The sequence below is a fragment of the Streptomyces sp. NPDC032161 genome, assembly GCF_040636995.1.
Lineage (GTDB): Bacteria > Actinomycetota > Actinomycetes > Streptomycetales > Streptomycetaceae > Streptomyces.
This window is the reverse complement of record NZ_JBEZVN010000020.1, coordinates 1-15,335: the sequence shown is the minus strand read 5'-3', so window position 1 is coordinate 15,335 and position 15,335 is coordinate 1. Positions and strand designations below refer to the sequence as shown.

General features: G+C 71.9%; 15 protein-coding genes. 8 read left to right on the top strand and 7 right to left on the bottom strand.

The genetic code is table 11. The features are described from left to right. Positions 1-74: 74 nt before the first annotated feature. From AB0E67_RS26015 to AB0E67_RS26005, 3 genes are all read right to left on the bottom strand, one after another. Positions 75-920, bottom strand: coding sequence for an alpha/beta hydrolase (locus AB0E67_RS26015; protein WP_362031001.1), 846 nt, complete (start codon positions 918-920; stop codon positions 75-77). Then, the gene (locus tag AB0E67_RS26010; protein WP_362030999.1) at positions 920-1,852 is read right to left on the bottom strand and encodes a VOC family protein; all 933 of its coding nucleotides are present in this window, start codon (positions 1,850-1,852) and stop codon (positions 920-922) included. The genes AB0E67_RS26015 and AB0E67_RS26010 overlap by 1 nt, the downstream gene beginning before the upstream one ends. A gap of 71 nt (positions 1,853-1,923) precedes the next feature. Continuing rightward, entirely contained in the window at positions 1,924-3,420 is a 1,497-nt protein-coding gene (locus tag AB0E67_RS26005) for a bifunctional 3-(3-hydroxy-phenyl)propionate/3-hydroxycinnamic acid hydroxylase (RefSeq protein ID WP_362030997.1), read from the bottom strand. A 290-nt stretch (positions 3,421-3,710) separates the two neighbouring features. On the opposite strand from AB0E67_RS26005, the gene AB0E67_RS26000 reads away from it, so the two are divergent. Further along, positions 3,711-4,361 (top strand): TetR/AcrR family transcriptional regulator, encoded by a 651-nt coding sequence (locus tag AB0E67_RS26000; RefSeq protein ID WP_362030995.1) that lies wholly within the window; start codon positions 3,711-3,713, stop codon positions 4,359-4,361. Between the two features lie 26 nt (positions 4,362-4,387). On the opposite strand, the gene dmpG is transcribed toward AB0E67_RS26000, so the two are convergent. The 3 genes from dmpG to AB0E67_RS25985 are packed head-to-tail and all read right to left on the bottom strand — an operon-like array spanning position 4,388 to position 7,178. Then, on the bottom strand, positions 4,388-5,413 hold the full coding sequence (dmpG, locus tag AB0E67_RS25995; protein WP_362030993.1) for a 4-hydroxy-2-oxovalerate aldolase: 1,026 nt from the start codon (positions 5,411-5,413) through the stop codon (positions 4,388-4,390). Beyond that, positions 5,413-6,357, bottom strand: a complete 945-nt coding sequence (locus tag AB0E67_RS25990) for an acetaldehyde dehydrogenase (acetylating) (protein ID WP_362030991.1) — start codon at positions 6,355-6,357, stop codon at positions 5,413-5,415. The genes dmpG and AB0E67_RS25990 overlap by 1 nt, the downstream gene beginning before the upstream one ends. Beyond that, positions 6,354-7,178, bottom strand: coding sequence for a fumarylacetoacetate hydrolase family protein (locus AB0E67_RS25985; protein ID WP_362030989.1), 825 nt, complete (start codon positions 7,176-7,178; stop codon positions 6,354-6,356). The genes AB0E67_RS25990 and AB0E67_RS25985 overlap by 4 nt, the downstream gene beginning before the upstream one ends. 69 nt (positions 7,179-7,247) lie before the next feature. Between AB0E67_RS25985 and AB0E67_RS25980 the strand changes: the two genes are divergently transcribed. Continuing rightward, positions 7,248-8,015 (top strand): IclR family transcriptional regulator, encoded by a 768-nt coding sequence (locus AB0E67_RS25980; RefSeq protein ID WP_362030987.1) that lies wholly within the window; start codon positions 7,248-7,250, stop codon positions 8,013-8,015. Between the two features lie 111 nt (positions 8,016-8,126). Here the strand turns inward: AB0E67_RS25980 and AB0E67_RS25975 are convergent, their stop codons facing one another. Then, positions 8,127-8,891, bottom strand: coding sequence for an IclR family transcriptional regulator (locus tag AB0E67_RS25975; protein ID WP_362030985.1), 765 nt, complete (start codon positions 8,889-8,891; stop codon positions 8,127-8,129). A 78-nt stretch (positions 8,892-8,969) separates the two neighbouring features. Here AB0E67_RS25975 and AB0E67_RS25970 point away from each other — a divergent pair, with 78 nt between their 5' ends. The 6 genes from AB0E67_RS25970 to AB0E67_RS25945 form a co-directional block, all read left to right on the top strand. Continuing rightward, on the top strand, positions 8,970-10,124 hold the full coding sequence (locus tag AB0E67_RS25970; RefSeq protein ID WP_362030983.1) for a cupin domain-containing protein: 1,155 nt from the start codon (positions 8,970-8,972) through the stop codon (positions 10,122-10,124). Beyond that, a complete protein-coding gene (locus AB0E67_RS25965) occupies positions 10,121-10,954 on the top strand; it encodes a fumarylacetoacetate hydrolase family protein (protein WP_362030981.1) in 834 nt (277 codons plus the stop codon). Before AB0E67_RS25970 ends, AB0E67_RS25965 begins: the two co-directional genes overlap by 4 nt. Then, positions 10,954-11,598 (top strand): maleylpyruvate isomerase family mycothiol-dependent enzyme, encoded by a 645-nt coding sequence (locus tag AB0E67_RS25960; RefSeq protein WP_362030979.1) that lies wholly within the window; start codon positions 10,954-10,956, stop codon positions 11,596-11,598. The genes AB0E67_RS25965 and AB0E67_RS25960 overlap by 1 nt, the downstream gene beginning before the upstream one ends. A gap of 17 nt (positions 11,599-11,615) precedes the next feature. Then, positions 11,616-12,881, top strand: a complete 1,266-nt coding sequence (locus AB0E67_RS25955; RefSeq protein WP_362030977.1) for an FAD-dependent monooxygenase — start codon at positions 11,616-11,618, stop codon at positions 12,879-12,881. A gap of 179 nt (positions 12,882-13,060) precedes the next feature. Next, a complete protein-coding gene (locus tag AB0E67_RS25950; RefSeq protein WP_362030975.1) occupies positions 13,061-13,723 on the top strand; it encodes a lysophospholipid acyltransferase family protein in 663 nt (220 codons plus the stop codon). Positions 13,724-14,228: 505 nt separating this feature from the next. After that, positions 14,229-15,335: Hsp70 family protein (locus tag AB0E67_RS25945; RefSeq protein WP_362030973.1), on the top strand; the 1,107-nt coding region annotated here is incomplete at its 3' end.

The following is a 15,335-nucleotide window of genomic DNA, read 5'->3' as shown; positions in this document are numbered from 1 at the left end:
CGCCCGCCCGTACGGAAGGCGGCGCGGCGGGAACGGTGACGTCCCCGCCGCGCCGCTCGGCCCTGCGGACCGGGTCAGTTGTTGGCGACGAAGTCGATGACCAGCCGGTTGAACTCGTCGGCGTGCTCGATCATCGCCCAGTGCCCGCAGTGGTTGAGCAGCACCAGCCGGCTGTCCGGGATGTTCGCCAGCAGGTGGAGCGAGGTCTCGTACGAGACGACGCGGTCGTCGCGGCCATGGATGAGCAGTGTCGGCACCTGGATCGCCGGGAGGAGAGCCGGGTCGACCCACTTCGGCAACGGCGCGCCCTTCGGCAGGCCGTCCACGTAGTTGCGCAGGTGCTCGGGGCGGGCGAGCGCGGCGTCCGAACGCGCCTTGCACAGCTCGGGGGTGGCGAACCGGGCCTTGTCGTAGACCATGATCTCGACGAGTCGGCGCATGTTCTCCGGGCCGGCGTCGTGGTAGGCCTCGATGAGGACCTTGAGGCCCTCCGAGGGGCCGTCCCCGGCGCCGAAGAGCGTCGGCATCCGGCCGAACGGCGGGCCCATGGTGACCAGGTGCGAGATGCGGTCGGGGTACTCGATGGCCAGTCGCAGCGAGGTCTGGCCGCCCATCGAGTTGCCGACGAACGCGGCCTTCTCGATGCCGAGGGCGTCCAGGAACCGGATCGCCGTGTCCACGTGGTCGAGCTGGTCGACGGTGGCGGCGTCCGACTCTCCCCAGCCGGGCATGTCGACGGCGTACACGTGGAAGTGCTCGGCCAGCGCCTCGATGTTTCCGGCGAAGTTGCTCCAGCCGGTGGCGCCGGGACCGCTGCCGTGCAGCAGGACGACCGGGTGGCCGGAGCCCGCCTCGTAGTAGCGCAGGTTCCAGTCGCCCGCCCGGACGGTGCGCGCGATGTCGTTGGGGTCCAGGGTCATCAGTGGTCCTCTCCACGGGGATTGGGTGCGGCGGCGAGCAGTTCGGCGACGGCGCCCGGGGGCCGGTGGCCCCAGCTGTGCAGCCGGTCGAGCGTCCTCACCTCCCACGTCTCGTCGTCGATGATCAGCCCGCCCCAGCCGTACTCGATGCTGAAGCCCGAGGGCGTGAAGACGTAGAAGCTGAACATGTGGTCGTTGGGGTGCATGCCGAGCGTCATCTCGAACGGCTGCCCGGCGTCCATGCACCGGTCGTAGGCGGCACCGACGTCGCGGATGTCGGTCACCTCGACCATGAAGTGGTGGGTCTTCTTCGGCGACGGCATGTCCCCGAAGGCGACGGTGTGATGACGGCCGTTGCAGTGCAGGAAGATCAGGTCGGCGACGATGCCCGGGGCCAGTTCCTCGACGATGATGTCGCTGACCTCGAACCCGAGCAGGTCGATGTAGAAGCCCAGGTAGTCCTCCCGTGAGACGCCGTGCGCCAGCAGGACCTGATGGCCGGCGCCGCCCGCGCCGGTCACGAAGCCACCGAGCAGTTTCGCGGACTCGAACGGGGTCGCCGCGTCGGCCAGACCGGTGACCAGCTCGACCCGGTTGCCCATCGGGTCCGTGGTGACGAAGATCCGCTCCACCTTGCGGGCCGCGGCGAGACCGGCGTCGCCCTCGACGACCTCGATCCCCGCCTCGCGGACCTTCGCCACCAGTGCGTCGAGCGCGACCGCGTCCGAGACCTCGTAGCCGGAGGCCACGAGGTCGTCGGCCGGTCCTTCGGTGATGATCCAGCGGTGCGCCTTCTCATCGGTGCGCAATGTGAACCCGTCGTGGGTCCGCTCACCGAGCCGCATGCCCAGCAGTTCGACACCGAAGTTCTCCCAATCGGTGGTGCTGCTGACTTCGTAGACGACGTAACCGAGTTCCTTGACCCCGGACATCTGACTCCTCCTCGTCCTTCTCGGGCTTCTTCCCGGACCGGACCGGCCCGGCGGGCGCGGTCCCGCCGGTCTCAGGCGGGTACGGCCAGACCGCCGGCGTCGGCCGCGGCGACGAACTTGTCGGGGCGCACCGCCACGGCGCGGGCGCCGTACCCGCGCAGCCAAGGCAGCAGGACCTCGTCGAGGTCGACCAGTTCGTCGGAGCCCTGGGTGCGCGCCGACTTCGGGCGCACCGCGATGTACCGGGTGCCGAGCACGTCCCAGGCGGCCTTCTCCTCGGCGGTCAGCAGGGTCGCCGGGTCGACGTCGTCGCCGAGCAGGGCGAAGCCGCTGCCGAGCAGTTCGTCCAGGCGTGCCATCCGGCCCGCGGTGTCGCCGACGACCGGCTGCGGGACCATCTGGCCGACGGCGCTGGTCTCGCCGACCGGGCCCCTGAGCCACCCGGCCAGGAGCGCCGGCGGGGCGTTGAGCGGCGGCTCGACCCCGGTGACCTCCTGTTTGATGACCTGGCCCAGCGCGACGGCGAGGTCGGTGTAGAAGGCGGCGTTGGGGCGCCGCTCCGCCTCGTAGGTGTCGAGCCAGCTCTCGGGCAGTTCGCCCTTGATGACACGGGCGAGTTTCCAGCCCAGGTCGTGGGCGTCGCGCATGCCGGTCTGCATTCCGGCTCCGGCCCACGGCGGCATCAGGTGGGCCGCGTCGCCGGCCAGGAAGACCCGGCCGTTGCGCCAGGTGTCGGACATGCGGACGTGGTGCCTGTAGAAGGCGTGCTGGTGGATCTCGACGTCGTCCGGTGTGACGCCGAGGGCTTCGAGCAGCGGCCACACCTCGGCGGCGGTCGGATAGTCCGCCGGGGTCTCGTCGGGCTTGAGCGGGATCTCCCAGCGGTGGTTGCCCGCGGAGAGCGCGATGTCGACGACCGGGCGTTCCTTGTCGGACCAGAACGTCAGGACGTCGCGGTCGGGCCACCAGCGCTTGACGCGGCAGTCGATGACCACCCAGGTGACGTCGCCGGTGTCGCCCAGCAGCCGACAGCCCGCCTGGCCGCGGGTCGCGCTGCTGCCGCCGTCGGCGCCGATCGCGTACCGGGCGCGGACGGTGCGCGTCTCGCCGGTCGCCGTGTCCTCGGAGGTGACCGTGACGCCGTCGGCGTCCTGGTCGATGCCGGTGACCTCGGCGCCGTAGTGCACGGTGACGCGGTCGCCGTACTCCCGCGCCGCTTCGCGCAGTTCGGCCTCCATCGTCGGCTGGTAGATGTTGAAGGCACGGGCGCTGCATCCCAGCGCCGACCGCGGCCGGTCGATGCGCATGATCTGTGTGCCGTCGTAGGTGACCCAGCGCAGGGCCCGCTGCGGCTCGATCTTCTTCTCGACCCGCTCGTCGATGCCGAGGTCCTGGAAGATCCGCATCGTCCAGTCGTCGACGGTCACGGCCCGGGCCCGGGGGTAGAGGTCCTTGTCCCGCTCGATGACGACGGTGGAGACGCCGTTCCTGGCGAGGGTGAGTGCGGCGATCACTCCGGTCGGGCCGTACCCGACGATGGCGACGTCCGCGTCGTAGCTCTGGGTCATCCGATGACTCCGTTGTCCATCACACCGCCATGGGTGCAAAAGTTTTGGACCGATCGGTCCATTTGCGGGGGAGGTTAACAACGCGCGTCGGACGCGTGTCAAGGGTTGATGCGCGATAAAACGACCTGGCCCGCGATCGGAGCGGCGCGGGACGGGTCGGACACGGTGCGACGGCCCGTGTCCGGAAGGCCCGTCCGGGGCCGGTTCCGCCTCCGACGACGCGGCGAGGCGCGGCAGGCGCGGACGGGCGCCCGCCGACGGCGGTCGGGGCAGCCCTTAGACTTCGGTGAGTGCAGAATTCCGCGCAGCAGGCGCACACCGGAAACCGACGCGGCCGACGGTCACGGCAGGAGATCCTCGACGCCACCGCGCGGGTGATGTCCGCGCGCGGTTACGCGGGCACGTCGATGTCGGCACTCGTCAAGGAGACGGGCCTGCCGAAGAGTGCCTTCTACCACCACTTCGACTCCAAGGCGGGGCTGCTGTCGGCCGTCATGGAGCGAGGGGCGCACGACTTCTTCAATGCGATGCGCGACGCCCACCGCGACCCTCCTGAGGGCGGCGGTCCGCGCGAGCGGCTGGGCTGGTACCTCCAGCGGACGGGCGAGGTGCTGAAGCACCGGGAGGATTTCCTGCGCCTGCTGCTGGTGCTGGTGATGAGCCATGAGGCGGCCGAGGCGCCGGAGGCGCTGCGGACCGTGATCACGGTCCGCGACGAGGGGCGCGACTACATGCGCCACGTGATCCGCTCGTCATTCATCGGCGAGGGCGAGGACGCCGCGAACACGGTCGCGGACGCCCTCGCCCACTTCGGCATGGCCGGTTTCGACGGCGCTTTCGTGTCCCTCCAGTCGGAGGACGGCAAGCCGATATCGGAGTACATGCGAGAGCTCACGGACGCCATGACGGCGCTCGGCGAGGCGCTGATCGCTCCCCGCTGAGCGCCGGTCACGGCCCGGGGGACGGATCAGGCGGGCTGCTCCGCGCGCTCGTCCGCGAGCGTGAGGGCGATGTCGACGATCATGTCCTCCTGTCCGCCCACCAGGCGGCGCCGCCCGCACTCCATGAGGATGTCGCGGACATCGACCCCGTACCGCGCGGAGGCGGCCTCGGCGTGGCGCAGGAACGACGAGTAGACGCCCGCGTAGCCGAGGGTCAGGGTCTCCCTGTCGACGCGCACCGGACGGTCCTGGAGCGGCCGCACGATGTCGTCGGCGGCGTCCTGGAGCCGGAACAGGTCGCAGCCGTGCTCGAAGTCCGACAGGTTCGCGACCGCGATGAACGCCTCCAGCGGGCAGTTGCCCGCCCCCGCGCCGTGACCGGCGAGCGAGGCGTCGACGCGGCGGACACCGTTCTGGACCGCGACGACGGAGTTCGCGACCGAGAGCGAGAGGTTCTCGTGGGCGTGGATGCCGATCTCGGTCCCGGCGTCCAGCACGTCCCGGTAGGCGCGGACGCGCGCGGCCACATCGCCCATGGTGAGGCGGCCGCCGGAGTCGGTGACGTACACGCAGTGCGCGCCGTAGGACTCCATGAGCTTGGCCTGCCGGGCCAGTTCCCCGGGCGGCGCCATGTGGGAGAGCATCAGGAAGCCGGACACGTCCATGCCGAGCTCGCGCGCCGCCGCGATGTGCTGCGCGGAGATGTCCGCCTCGGTGCAGTGCGTGGCGACGCGGGCGGAGCGGACCCCGAGGTCGTACGCGCGCTTCAGTTCGTCCACGGTGCCGACGCCGGGCAGCAGCAGTGTGGTGAGCCGGGCGCGCTTCAGCACCGAGGCCGCCGCCTCGATCCACTCCCAGTCGGTGTGCGAGCCGGGGCCGTAGTTGACGGAACCGCCGGCGAGGCCGTCGCCGTGCGCGACCTCGATCGCGTCGACGCCCGCCTCGTCGAGCGCGGTGACGATGCGCTTGACGTCCTCCGGGGTGATCCGGTGGCGAACGGCGTGCATGCCATCGCGCAGCGTGACGTCCTGGACGAAGATCGGGGTGCCCATCAGCTGTCTGCCTTCCCTGCTGCGATGCGCTCCGCGACCTGAAGGGCGGCGGAGGTCATGATGTCGAGGTTCCCGGCGTAGGCCGGGAGGTAGTGCGCGGCGCCCTCGACCTCCAGGAACACCGACACCTGGTGGGTGGGCCGGGTGCCGCCGTCGGCGAGGAGCGTGCCGACCGGCTGGTCCTCGGGGATCTCGGTGATCTGCACCTGCTGCTTGAGCCGGTATCCGGGCACGTACGCGGCGACGTCGGCGGCCATCTTCGTGACGGACCGGCGGATCTCCTCCTGGGCCGCCGGGTCAGGGGCCGTGACGAGGCAGAAGACCGTGTCCCGCATCATCAGCGGCGGCTCCGCGGGGTTGAGGATGATGATCGCCTTGCCGCGGCGCGCCCCGCCGACCCGCTCGATGGCGGCCGAGGTGGTCTCGGTGAACTCGTCGATGTTGGCGCGGGTGCCGGGGCCGGCCGACTTCGAGGCGATCGACGCGACGATCTCCGCGTACTCCACGGGCACGACGCGGCTGACCGCGGCGACGACCGGGATGGTGGCCTGGCCGCCGCAGGTGACCATGTTGACGTCCGGTGCGCCCAGGTGCTCGTCGAGGTTGACGGCGGGAACGACGTAGGGGCCGATGGCGGCCGGGGTGAGGTCGATCAGGCGCTTCCCGAACGGGGCCAGCTTGGCGGCGTTCGCCTCGTGCGCCTTGGCCGAGGTCGCGTCGAAGACGATGTCGATCTCGTCGAAGCCGGGCATCGCGATCAGGCCGTCCACGCCCTCGTGCGTGACCGGGACGCCGAGCCGCGCGGCGCGGGCCAGGCCGTCGGAATCGGGGTCGATGCCGACCATGGCGCCCATCTCCAGGTGCTTCGCCCCGCGCAGCACCTTGATCATCAGGTCGGTGCCGATGTTGCCCGACCCGATGATCGCGACCTTCGTCCTGCTCATGAAGCCTCTCCCTCGCTGAAGCGGACCGTCACGGCACCGAAGCCGGACAGCGTGGCGGTGACGGTGTCGCCGGGGGACACCGGCCGCATCGGACCGAGCGCGCCGGACAGCACGACCTGTCCCGCGCGCAGCGGGTCGCCGAGCTCGCGGGCCGTACGGGCCAGCCAGACGACGGCCTCGACCGGGTCGCCGAGGCAGGCGGCGCCGGTTCCCGTGGAGACCTCCGTGCCGTTGACGCCCATCGACATCACGACGCCCACCGGTTCGGTCTCGTCGAGGGTGCGCCGGTCCGTGCCGAGCACGTAGGCGCCCGCGGACGCGTTGTCCGCCACCGTGTCACCGAGGCTGATGTCCCAGCCGTCGATCCGGCTGCCGCAGATCTCCAGCGCGGCGACGCCGTAGTCGATCGCGTCCCGGACCCGCGCGGCGTCGAGCGGTCCGTCGGCCAGGTCGGCACGGAGGACGAAGGCGATCTCCGCCTCCACCCGGGGCTGGAGGATCCGCCCGGCCGGGACGGCACCGCCGTCCTCGTAGGCCATGTCGTCGAAGAGGACACCGAAGTCGGGCTGGTCGACGCCGAGCTGCTGCTGCACCGCCTCGGAGGTCAGGCCGATCTTGCGGCCGGTGATCCGAGCGCCGCCGGCGAGGCGGCGTTCGGTCAGCGCGGCCTGTACGGCGTACGCGGCGGCCAGGTCGTCCCGGCCGATCAGGTCCCGCACGGGCGCGCAGGGCACACCGGAGGCGGATGCCTCGGCGAGCCGCGAGGCCGCTGCGGCGATGTCGGACTTGCTCGCGGAGGCGAGCCCTTGGTTCTCGGTCACGGCTTCACTGTGTGCCCAGGCCGCACGCCCGAACCAGCACTTCGTCTCGCTCAGCGATACGCTGCATCCATGACGGAATCGGCGTCGGGCGGTCTCGACACGGTGCTGGGCAAGGCCGTGACGATCCTGCGGGCGTTCCGGCCCGACGACCGGGCGGTCAGCCTCGCCGAGCTCGTGCGGCGCACGGGTCTCCACAAGGCGACCGTGCACCGGCTGTCCGGTGCACTGGTCGACAACCGCCTGCTCGACCGGGTCGACGGGGGCTACCGCCCCAGCGGCGGCCTCTTCGAGCTCGGCATGCTCGCGGCGCCCGAGCGGAGCCTGCTGGAGGTGGCGATGCCGTTCCTCCAGGACCTGTACGAACGCACGCACGAGACCGTCCACCTCGGGGTGCGCGAGGGACACGACGTCGTGTACGTCGCCAAGATCGGCGGCCACCGCCAGGCAAGGGCGCCTTCGCGTACCGGGGGGCGGATGCCGCTGCACTGCACCGCCATCGGCAAGGCGCTGCTCGCGCACGCCGACGACGAGCTGCGGCGGGAGGTGCTGTCCGGGCCGCTGGAGCGGCGCACCCCGCGCACGATCGTGGCCCCGGGTGCTCTGCGCCGCCAACTGCGGGACGTCACCGAGACCGGCGTCGCGTTCGAGCGGGAGGAGTCGACCGCCGGGCTCATGTGCGTCGCCGCGCCGGTGCTGGGGCGCGACAACGAGGCGCTCGCCGCGATCAGCGTGGCCGGCCCCACCGGCAGGTTCCGGCCCGAGCGGTTCGTGACGCAGGTGCGGGCGGCGGCCGCCGGGCTCGGCAGCACACTGATCCGGCGCAACCCGCCGAGCTGATCCGCCGCCGCCCTCCCGCTCCTGCCGGATTCAGCCGCCGTGCCGGGATCCGGTTCTCCTGTCGGTTCTGTCGGCGGCCCTCTCCCGTCGGGGCCTGCCACGGCTCCGCGCTCAGAGGGCCTGGGTGATCGCGTCGGCCGCGGACGTCAGCGCGGCCGTGAGCGGCTTGAGCATCCTGGGCGAGTAGCGGACGCCGGGCATCGACACCGACAACGCGGCGGTCGTCGCACCGGCCCGGTCCTTCACCGCGCACCCCACCGCCACCACGCCCCGCTCGGTGCGCTCCAGGTTGAGCGCGACGCCGCTGCGCCGTACCGCCCACAGCTCCCGGCGCAGCTGCACCGGGTCCGGCAGCTGCTCCCCCGGCGCCTGCCGGTCGTCGTCGGCGTACAGCGCCCCGACCTCCTCGTCCGAGAGCGCCGCCAGTTCGATCAGGCCGCCCGTGGCCTGATGGGCCGGGAAGACCGTGCCCTCACGGCTGCCCACCCGCAACGCCTGTGCGCACTCGACCGAGGCGATGATCCGGACGTTCCGCCCGGTCCGGATGCTGAGGTTCGCCGTCTCGTCGATCCGGTCCACCAGGGCACGCATCGGTCCGACGGCCGCCGCACGGAGTGCGCCGAGGCCGGACCGGGCGCTCTCGGCCAGGGCGAGCACGGGGCCCACCCGGTAGGCCCGGTCCTCGTCCTGCACCGCGAAGTCGCGGTGGACCAGCGCGGTCAGCAGCCGGTGGGCGGTGGAGCGGGCGACGCCCAGGCGCTCGGCCGCCGCAGTGACGGTGACCGACCCGTCGAGCTGGAGGATCTGTGCCAGCCGGAGCGCGTGGTCGACGCTGCTCGGCGCATAGGCGGGGGGTGTTTTCATCGGCTTCGCCATGGTCCGATCCTCACACATCCTGTTCCACGGAGCAGAATTCTGTGTTCTGGAACGATGGAATCAGCCGATAGTCGGGCCATGTCTGAAGCCAACGCCGTCACGTCGCCGGTCAGCCTCACGGCCGAGGACCGACCCGGCCAGCCCCCCGTCACCCCGGAACTGAAGCACCTCTACCGAGGCTTCGAGCAGGAGCTGCTCGTTCCGCTGTGGACCGAGATCGGCGACCTCATGCCGGAGCATCCGCGCTCCAGCGCCCAGCCGCACGTGTGGGAGTGGCGCAGGCTGCTCGACCTCGCCGCGCGGGCGGGCGACCTGGTGCCCGTCGGCCGGGGCGGGGAGCGCCGGGCGATCGCACTGGCCAACCCGGGCCTGGGCGGGCGGCCCTACGCGACCCCGACGCTGTGGGCCGCGATCCAGTACCTGATGCCGGGCGAGGACGCCCCCGAGCACCGGCACACCCAGAACGCGTTCCGCTTCGTCGTCGAGGGCGAGGGCGTGTGGACCGTGGTCGAGCGCGACCCGGTACCGATGCGCCGGGGCGACTTCCTCCCCCAGCCCGGTCTGCACTGGCACGCCCACCACAACGCGGCGAAGCAGCCGATGGCCTGGCTCGACGGGCTCGACATCCCGTTCCAGTACGGCATCGAGGCGCAGTTCTTCGACTTCGGCCGGGACGCCCTCGGCGAGGAGGAGCACGCCGGCCCCGCCCTGTCCCGTTCGCAGCGGCTGTGGGGCCACCCCGGTCTGGCGCCCGTCTCACAGATCGGGCACCGCGAGGGCACCCCGCTGCTGTGCTACCGCTGGGTGGACACCGACGCCGCGCTCACCGCCCAGCTGGAACTGGAGCGCGCGGGCCACGCCGGCACGGTCGAACCCGGCCATGCCCTGGTGCGCTGCACCAACCCGACCGACGCCGGCGATGTGCTGCCGACCATCCGGGCCCAGTTCCACCGGATCACGGCCGGCACCGAGACCACGCCGTACCGCGAGACCGGCTCGTCCGTCTACCAGGTCTTCGACGGTTCCGCCCGGGTCACGGTCGGCGAGCGCTCCTGGTCGGTGACGCGCGGCGACCTGTTCGTCGTTCCGTCCTGGCAGCCGCTGTCGATCCGCTCCGAGGCGTCCGCGTCCGACTCCGACTCCGGAGCGCTCGACCTGTTCCAGTTCAGCGACGCCCCGATCCTCACCAAGCTCAACCTGTTCCGCAGCCGGACCGAGAAGGACAACCGATGAAGCTCGCCACCATCCGCCTGGATGACCAGCACACCGCCGCCGTCCGCGTCGACGGCGACCAGCTCGTCGAGGTGGGCCCGCCCGACGTCGGCGCGGTGCTGGCCGCTCCCGGTGGTCTCGCCTCCGCCGCCACCGCGGGCGGCCCGCGCCACCCGCTCGCCGGGGCCGACTTCGCCCCGCTCGTGCCGCGGCCCTCCAAGGTCGTGTGCGTGGGGCTGAACTACCAGAACCACATCAAGGAGATGGGCCGCGACCTCCCGGAACACCCCACGCTCTTCTGCAAGTTCGCGGACACCCTGATCGGCGCGAGCGACGACATCCGCCGCCCCGTCGAGACCGAGCAGTTCGACTGGGAGGCCGAACTCGCCGTCGTCATCGGGCGGCAGGTGCGCCGGGCGGACGAGGAGCAGGCGATCGCCGCGATCGCGGGCTTCACCGTGCTCAACGACATCACCTGCCGCGACTGGCAGTTCCGCACCCGGGAATGGCTCCAGGGCAAGAACTGGGACTCCAGCACCCCCGTCGGCCCGTTCCTGGTCACCGCCGACGAGACCGGGCCGCGCCCGGCGCTCGACATCCGCTGCGAGGTCGACGGCCGGGTCATGCAGTCCGACAACACCGGCGACCTGCTGTTCGACCCGGTCCACCTGGTTCGCTACGTCTCGACGATGGTGCGGCTCAACCCCGGCGACATCATCGCGACCGGCACCCCCGGCGGCGTCGGCCACGCCCGTCGGCCCGCCGTCTTCCTGAAGGGCGGCGAGACGGTCGTCACCGAGATCGAGGGGCTCGGCCGTCTCGAGAACCGCGTCGTCCCCGAAGGCGCGTGATGGGACGCGAACTCGCCACCGCACTCGGGTGGGTCGACGCCGGGACCCGGCTCTGCGCCTCGGCGATCGCCGGACTCCCCGAGGAGGAGTACGCCGCTGCCTCGGCCCTCCCGGGCTGGACGCGCAAGCACGTCGTGGCGCATCTGGCGGCCAACGCCGAGGCGATCGGCAACCTGGTCCACTGGGCGCGCACCGGCGAGAGGACCCCGATGTACGCCTCGCCGCAGGAGCGCGCGGAGGGCATCGAGAAGGGATCCCGGTTCAGCGGGGCGGAGTTGACACGGTGGTTCACCGAGTCCGCCGCGGCACTGGCCGCGGGGATGGCCGCCCTGTCCGACGAGGCGTGGCGGGCCGAGGTGGTCACCGCGCAGGGCCGCACCGTACCGGCGAGCGAGACCCCGTACATGCGCGCCCGCGAGGTCCTGGTCCACGCCGTGGACCTCGCCACCGGGCTCTCCTTCGCCGGTCTGCCCGACGACTTCCTGCGGGAGCTGGAAGCGGACATCCGCGCCCGGCGGGGGCCAGGCGCGGTCCCCGGGCTCGTGGGGACCCGGGCCGATGTCGTCGCCTTTCTGGCGGGACGCCCCACGACCGGGGTGACGACCGCCGACGGAAGCCTCCCCGTTCTGCCCCCGTGGCTGTGAAGAGAAGGACCTGATCCATGGACGACTCCCCCTCCGCACCCATCGACGTGATCATCGTCGGGGGCGGCATCGGCGGCCTCTCCGGCGCGCTCGCCCTCACCCGCCAGGGCCTGAAGGTCCGGGTGTACGAGCAGGCTCCCGCCTTCGGCGAGGTCGGCGCGGGCCTCCAGCTCGCACCCAACTGCACCCGCATCCTCGACCACTACGGTCTGCTGGAGGAGGCGGTGTCCCTGGGAGTGCTGCCGCAGAACATCGTCATGAAGGACGCGGTGGACGCCGACGAGCTGACCCGCCTCGACCTCCGCGACCTGGAGGCCCGCTACGGCTACCCGTACCTGGTGATCCACCGCAGCGACCTGCACGGGATCCTGCTGCGCGGCTGTGAGCGGGCGGGCGTCGACCTGGTGACCGACGCCCACTGCACGGCGTACGAGAACACCGGCGCGGGGGCCCGTGTCCGGTTCTCCGACGGCCGCGCCGACGAGGCGGAAGTGGTGATCGCCGCGGACGGTCTGCACTCGGTCGCCCGGGAGCTGCTGGTCGACGACGAGCCGGTCAGCTCGGCGTACGTCGCCTACCGCGCGGCCGTGCCGTTCGAGACGGTCGCCGGCAACGACGTCCACGGCGAGGACGTCGTCGTGTACGTCGGCCCGCGCTGCCACTTCGTGCAGTACCCGCTGCGGGGCGGCGAGATGTTCAACCAGGTCGCCGTCTTCGAGTCGCCGAAGGCGCTGGCCGGGGAGGACGACTGGGGAACCCCGGACGAGCTGGACTCCGCGTTCGCGCGGACCTGCGACCCGGTCCGCAAGGGCCTGGCCCTGATGTGGCGCGACCGGTGGTGGCGGATGTACGACCGCGACCCCATGAGGACATGGGTGACCGGCCGGATCGCGCTGCTCGGGGACGCCGCGCACCCGCCCCTGCAGTACATGGCCCAGGGCGCGATCATGGCGATCGAGGACGGCTGGGTGCTCGGCGAGCACGTCGCCGCCCAGCGCGCGCGGCGCACCGGCGACGGTTCGGGCGTCGACTGGGACGTGGCACTCACCGCCTACGAGGCGGTACGTCCCGAGCACTGCCGCCGGGTCGTCGAGACCGCCCGGGTCTGGGGCGAGTTGTGGCACCTGGAGGGCGTCCGGAGGATGCAGCGCAACGCCGTGCTGCGTGAACGCGATGTCTACGACTACTCGTTCATCGACTGGATCTACGGCCCGACGGCTCTGACTCCCGACGAGGAACCGGAGATGTTCCGGCCGATCCCTCTGGACTCCGTGGCCGTCTGAGGGCTACGGACCAGGAGAACGGGCTGGGGCGGGGCCGGGATCGGCGGCTCCGCCCCCTGCCCGTGCGCGACGGACGGGAGAGCGTCGGCGCGGCGGGGTGAGTACCGGTACTCACGCGTCCGCCGGGGCCCAGAGCCACGATGGGGTGAACGGATCGACCCCCGAAAGGCCCCGTCCACATGCTCAGCCGCCTCGCCGCCGCCCTGGTACCCGCCGCCGTCGGTCTGAACGTCACCACCGATGACGGCGCTCGTCTCGCACCGGGCAGCATCATCGCCGCCAACCACACCTCACTGGCGGACCCGGCCGTCGTCCTCGCGGCGCTCCGCCGGCTCGGTGTCGAGCCGGTCGTCATGGCCGCCGCGGGGCTGTGGCGCGTCCCGGTGCTCGGCCGTGCGCTCGCCCGGGAAGGGCACATCCCGGTGCACCGCGGCGACCGGCGGGCCGTCGAGGCCCTGCACACCGCGGCCGAGGCCCTGGCGCGGGGCCGCCTGGTCCTGGTCTACGGCGAAGGAGGTCTGCCCCGGCGCAGGGACTCCGGCGAGGCAGGACCTCGGCCCTTCCGCAGCGGCCTCGCACGGCTCACCCGCAGCACCGGCGCGCCCGTCGTCCCCCTGGGTCAGGCCGGGGCCCGGCGGATCGTCTCCGGCAGCCGCCCGAAGCAGTTCGCCGGACTGGTCACGGCACCCCTGCGCCGCCCCGGCGTCCATGTCCACGTCGGCGCCCCCATCGTGCTGACCGGCAGCCACGCCGACCGCACCGCACACGCCCACCGGGCGGTGACCGCGGCCTGGCGGACCGCCGTCGGGCGCCTCGGCGAGCCGGTCGTACCGACCTCCTGAGCGAAGCGGCGACGTACGAACGGGGGCAGACGGACCGGGAGCCGGCGCACGGGCAGCGGGCGCGGCGTGCGCGCGCAGGGCCGCCGGGAGAACACGCGGGCGGCGGCCGCGGTGCTCCCGCCCGGCGAGCAGGCCCTGTTCACAGAGATGTGTCAGAAGGTCGCCGCGTCGATCGATGCCCTGCCGCGTCGGCCGAAAACTCCCCCGAGACCTCCGCCCGCCGGGGACGGAATCACCGCCGCGGCAGGGCGCCGGGCCCGGCGGTCCGGCGTGCTGCCGCGCTGCGTCCGCACCGAACCGGGCTGTAACATATCAACCAAAAGGCGACAAATGTGACGCTTGTTGGCGGTGCCGGGCACGCCACCCGGCGGAACGCGCGACCGCAGAGGTGCGCACACGGGCGTACGGCCGGTGCCCGGACTCGGAGTCCGCCGACGGTTTCGGCGCGGGCCCGTCGACCGCTCGCCCGGCAGGGCATCGGTCCTCGCCGTGAAGGGAGCCAGTCATGGCGCGTGCAGTGGGCATCGACCTGGGGACGACCAACTCCGTGGTGGCGGTGCTGGAGGCCGGAGAGCCGACCGTGATCACGAACACCGAGGGTGCGCGGACCACTCCGTCGGTGGTGGCGTTCGCCAAGAAGGGTGAGGTGCTGGTCGGCGAGGTCGCCAAGCGCCAGGCGGTGACCAACGTCGAGCGCACCGCGCGATCGGTCAAGCGGCACATGGGGGACGCCCAGTGGCGATTCCCCGACTCCGGCGACATCGACGGCAAGCGGTACACGGCGCAGGAGATCTCCGCGCGAGTGCTGCAGAAGCTGAAGCGGGACGCCGAGGCGTACCTGGGGGACGACGTCCAGGACGCGGTGATCACCGTGCCCGCGTACTTCAACGACGCCCAGCGCACCGCGACGAAGGAGGCGGGGCAGATCGCGGGGCTGAACGTCCTGCGCATCATCAACGAGCCGACCGCCGCGGCCCTCGCCTACGGTCTGGACAAGGAGAACGACCAGACGATCCTGGTGTTCGACCTCGGTGGCGGCACCTTCGACGTGTCGCTGCTGGAGATCGGCGAGGGCCTGGTCGAGGTGAAGGCGACCAACGGTGACACGCACCTCGGTGGTGACGACTGGGACCAGCGTGTCGTCGACCACTTGGTCGAGCGCTTCAAGAACGGCTACGGCGTGGACCTGTCCAAGGACAAGATGGCGCTCCAGCGTCTGCGCGAGGCCGCGGAGAAGGCGAAGATCGAGCTGTCGTCGGCGACCGAGACCACGATCAACCTGCCCTACATCTCGGCGTCCGCCGAGGGTCCGCTGCACCTGGACGAGAAGCTCACACGCTCGCAGTTCGAGCAGTTGACGGCGGCTCTGCTGGAGCGTTGCAAGACGCCGTTCCACAACGCGGTCAAGGACGCCGGGGTCAAGGTGTCGGACATCGACCACGTGATCCTGGTGGGTGGTTCGACGAGGATGCCCGCGGTCACCGAACTGGTACGGGAACTGACCGGCAAGGATCCGCACAAGGGTGTGAACCCGGACGAGGTCGTCGCCATCGGCGCCTCGCTCCAGGCCGGTGTCCTCAAGGGCGAGGTCAAGGACGTCCTGCTGCTCGAC

What these genes read in the sequence shown, in the direction of transcription:
- AB0E67_RS25990 (WP_362030991.1), bottom strand. Translation starts at nt 6,357, where the DNA reads ATGAGCAGGACGAAGGTCGCGATCATCGGGTCGGGCAACATCGGCACC.
- AB0E67_RS26005 (WP_362030997.1), bottom strand. Translation starts at nt 3,420, where the DNA reads ATGACCCAGAGCTACGACGCGGACGTCGCCATCGTCGGGTACGGCCCG.
- AB0E67_RS25960 (WP_362030979.1), top strand. Translation starts at nt 10,954, where the DNA reads ATGGGACGCGAACTCGCCACCGCACTCGGGTGGGTCGACGCCGGGACC.
- AB0E67_RS25975 (WP_362030985.1), bottom strand. Translation starts at nt 8,891, where the DNA reads ATGGCGAAGCCGATGAAAACACCCCCCGCCTATGCGCCGAGCAGCGTC.
- AB0E67_RS25970 (WP_362030983.1), top strand. Translation starts at nt 8,970, where the DNA reads ATGTCTGAAGCCAACGCCGTCACGTCGCCGGTCAGCCTCACGGCCGAG.
- AB0E67_RS25980 (WP_362030987.1), top strand. Translation starts at nt 7,248, where the DNA reads ATGACGGAATCGGCGTCGGGCGGTCTCGACACGGTGCTGGGCAAGGCC.
- AB0E67_RS25950 (WP_362030975.1), top strand. Translation starts at nt 13,061, where the DNA reads ATGCTCAGCCGCCTCGCCGCCGCCCTGGTACCCGCCGCCGTCGGTCTG.
- AB0E67_RS25965 (WP_362030981.1), top strand. Translation starts at nt 10,121, where the DNA reads ATGAAGCTCGCCACCATCCGCCTGGATGACCAGCACACCGCCGCCGTC.
- dmpG (WP_362030993.1), bottom strand. Translation starts at nt 5,413, where the DNA reads ATGGGCACCCCGATCTTCGTCCAGGACGTCACGCTGCGCGATGGCATG.
- AB0E67_RS25955 (WP_362030977.1), top strand. Translation starts at nt 11,616, where the DNA reads ATGGACGACTCCCCCTCCGCACCCATCGACGTGATCATCGTCGGGGGC.
- AB0E67_RS26015 (WP_362031001.1), bottom strand. Translation starts at nt 920, where the DNA reads ATGACCCTGGACCCCAACGACATCGCGCGCACCGTCCGGGCGGGCGAC.
- AB0E67_RS26010 (WP_362030999.1), bottom strand. Translation starts at nt 1,852, where the DNA reads ATGTCCGGGGTCAAGGAACTCGGTTACGTCGTCTACGAAGTCAGCAGC.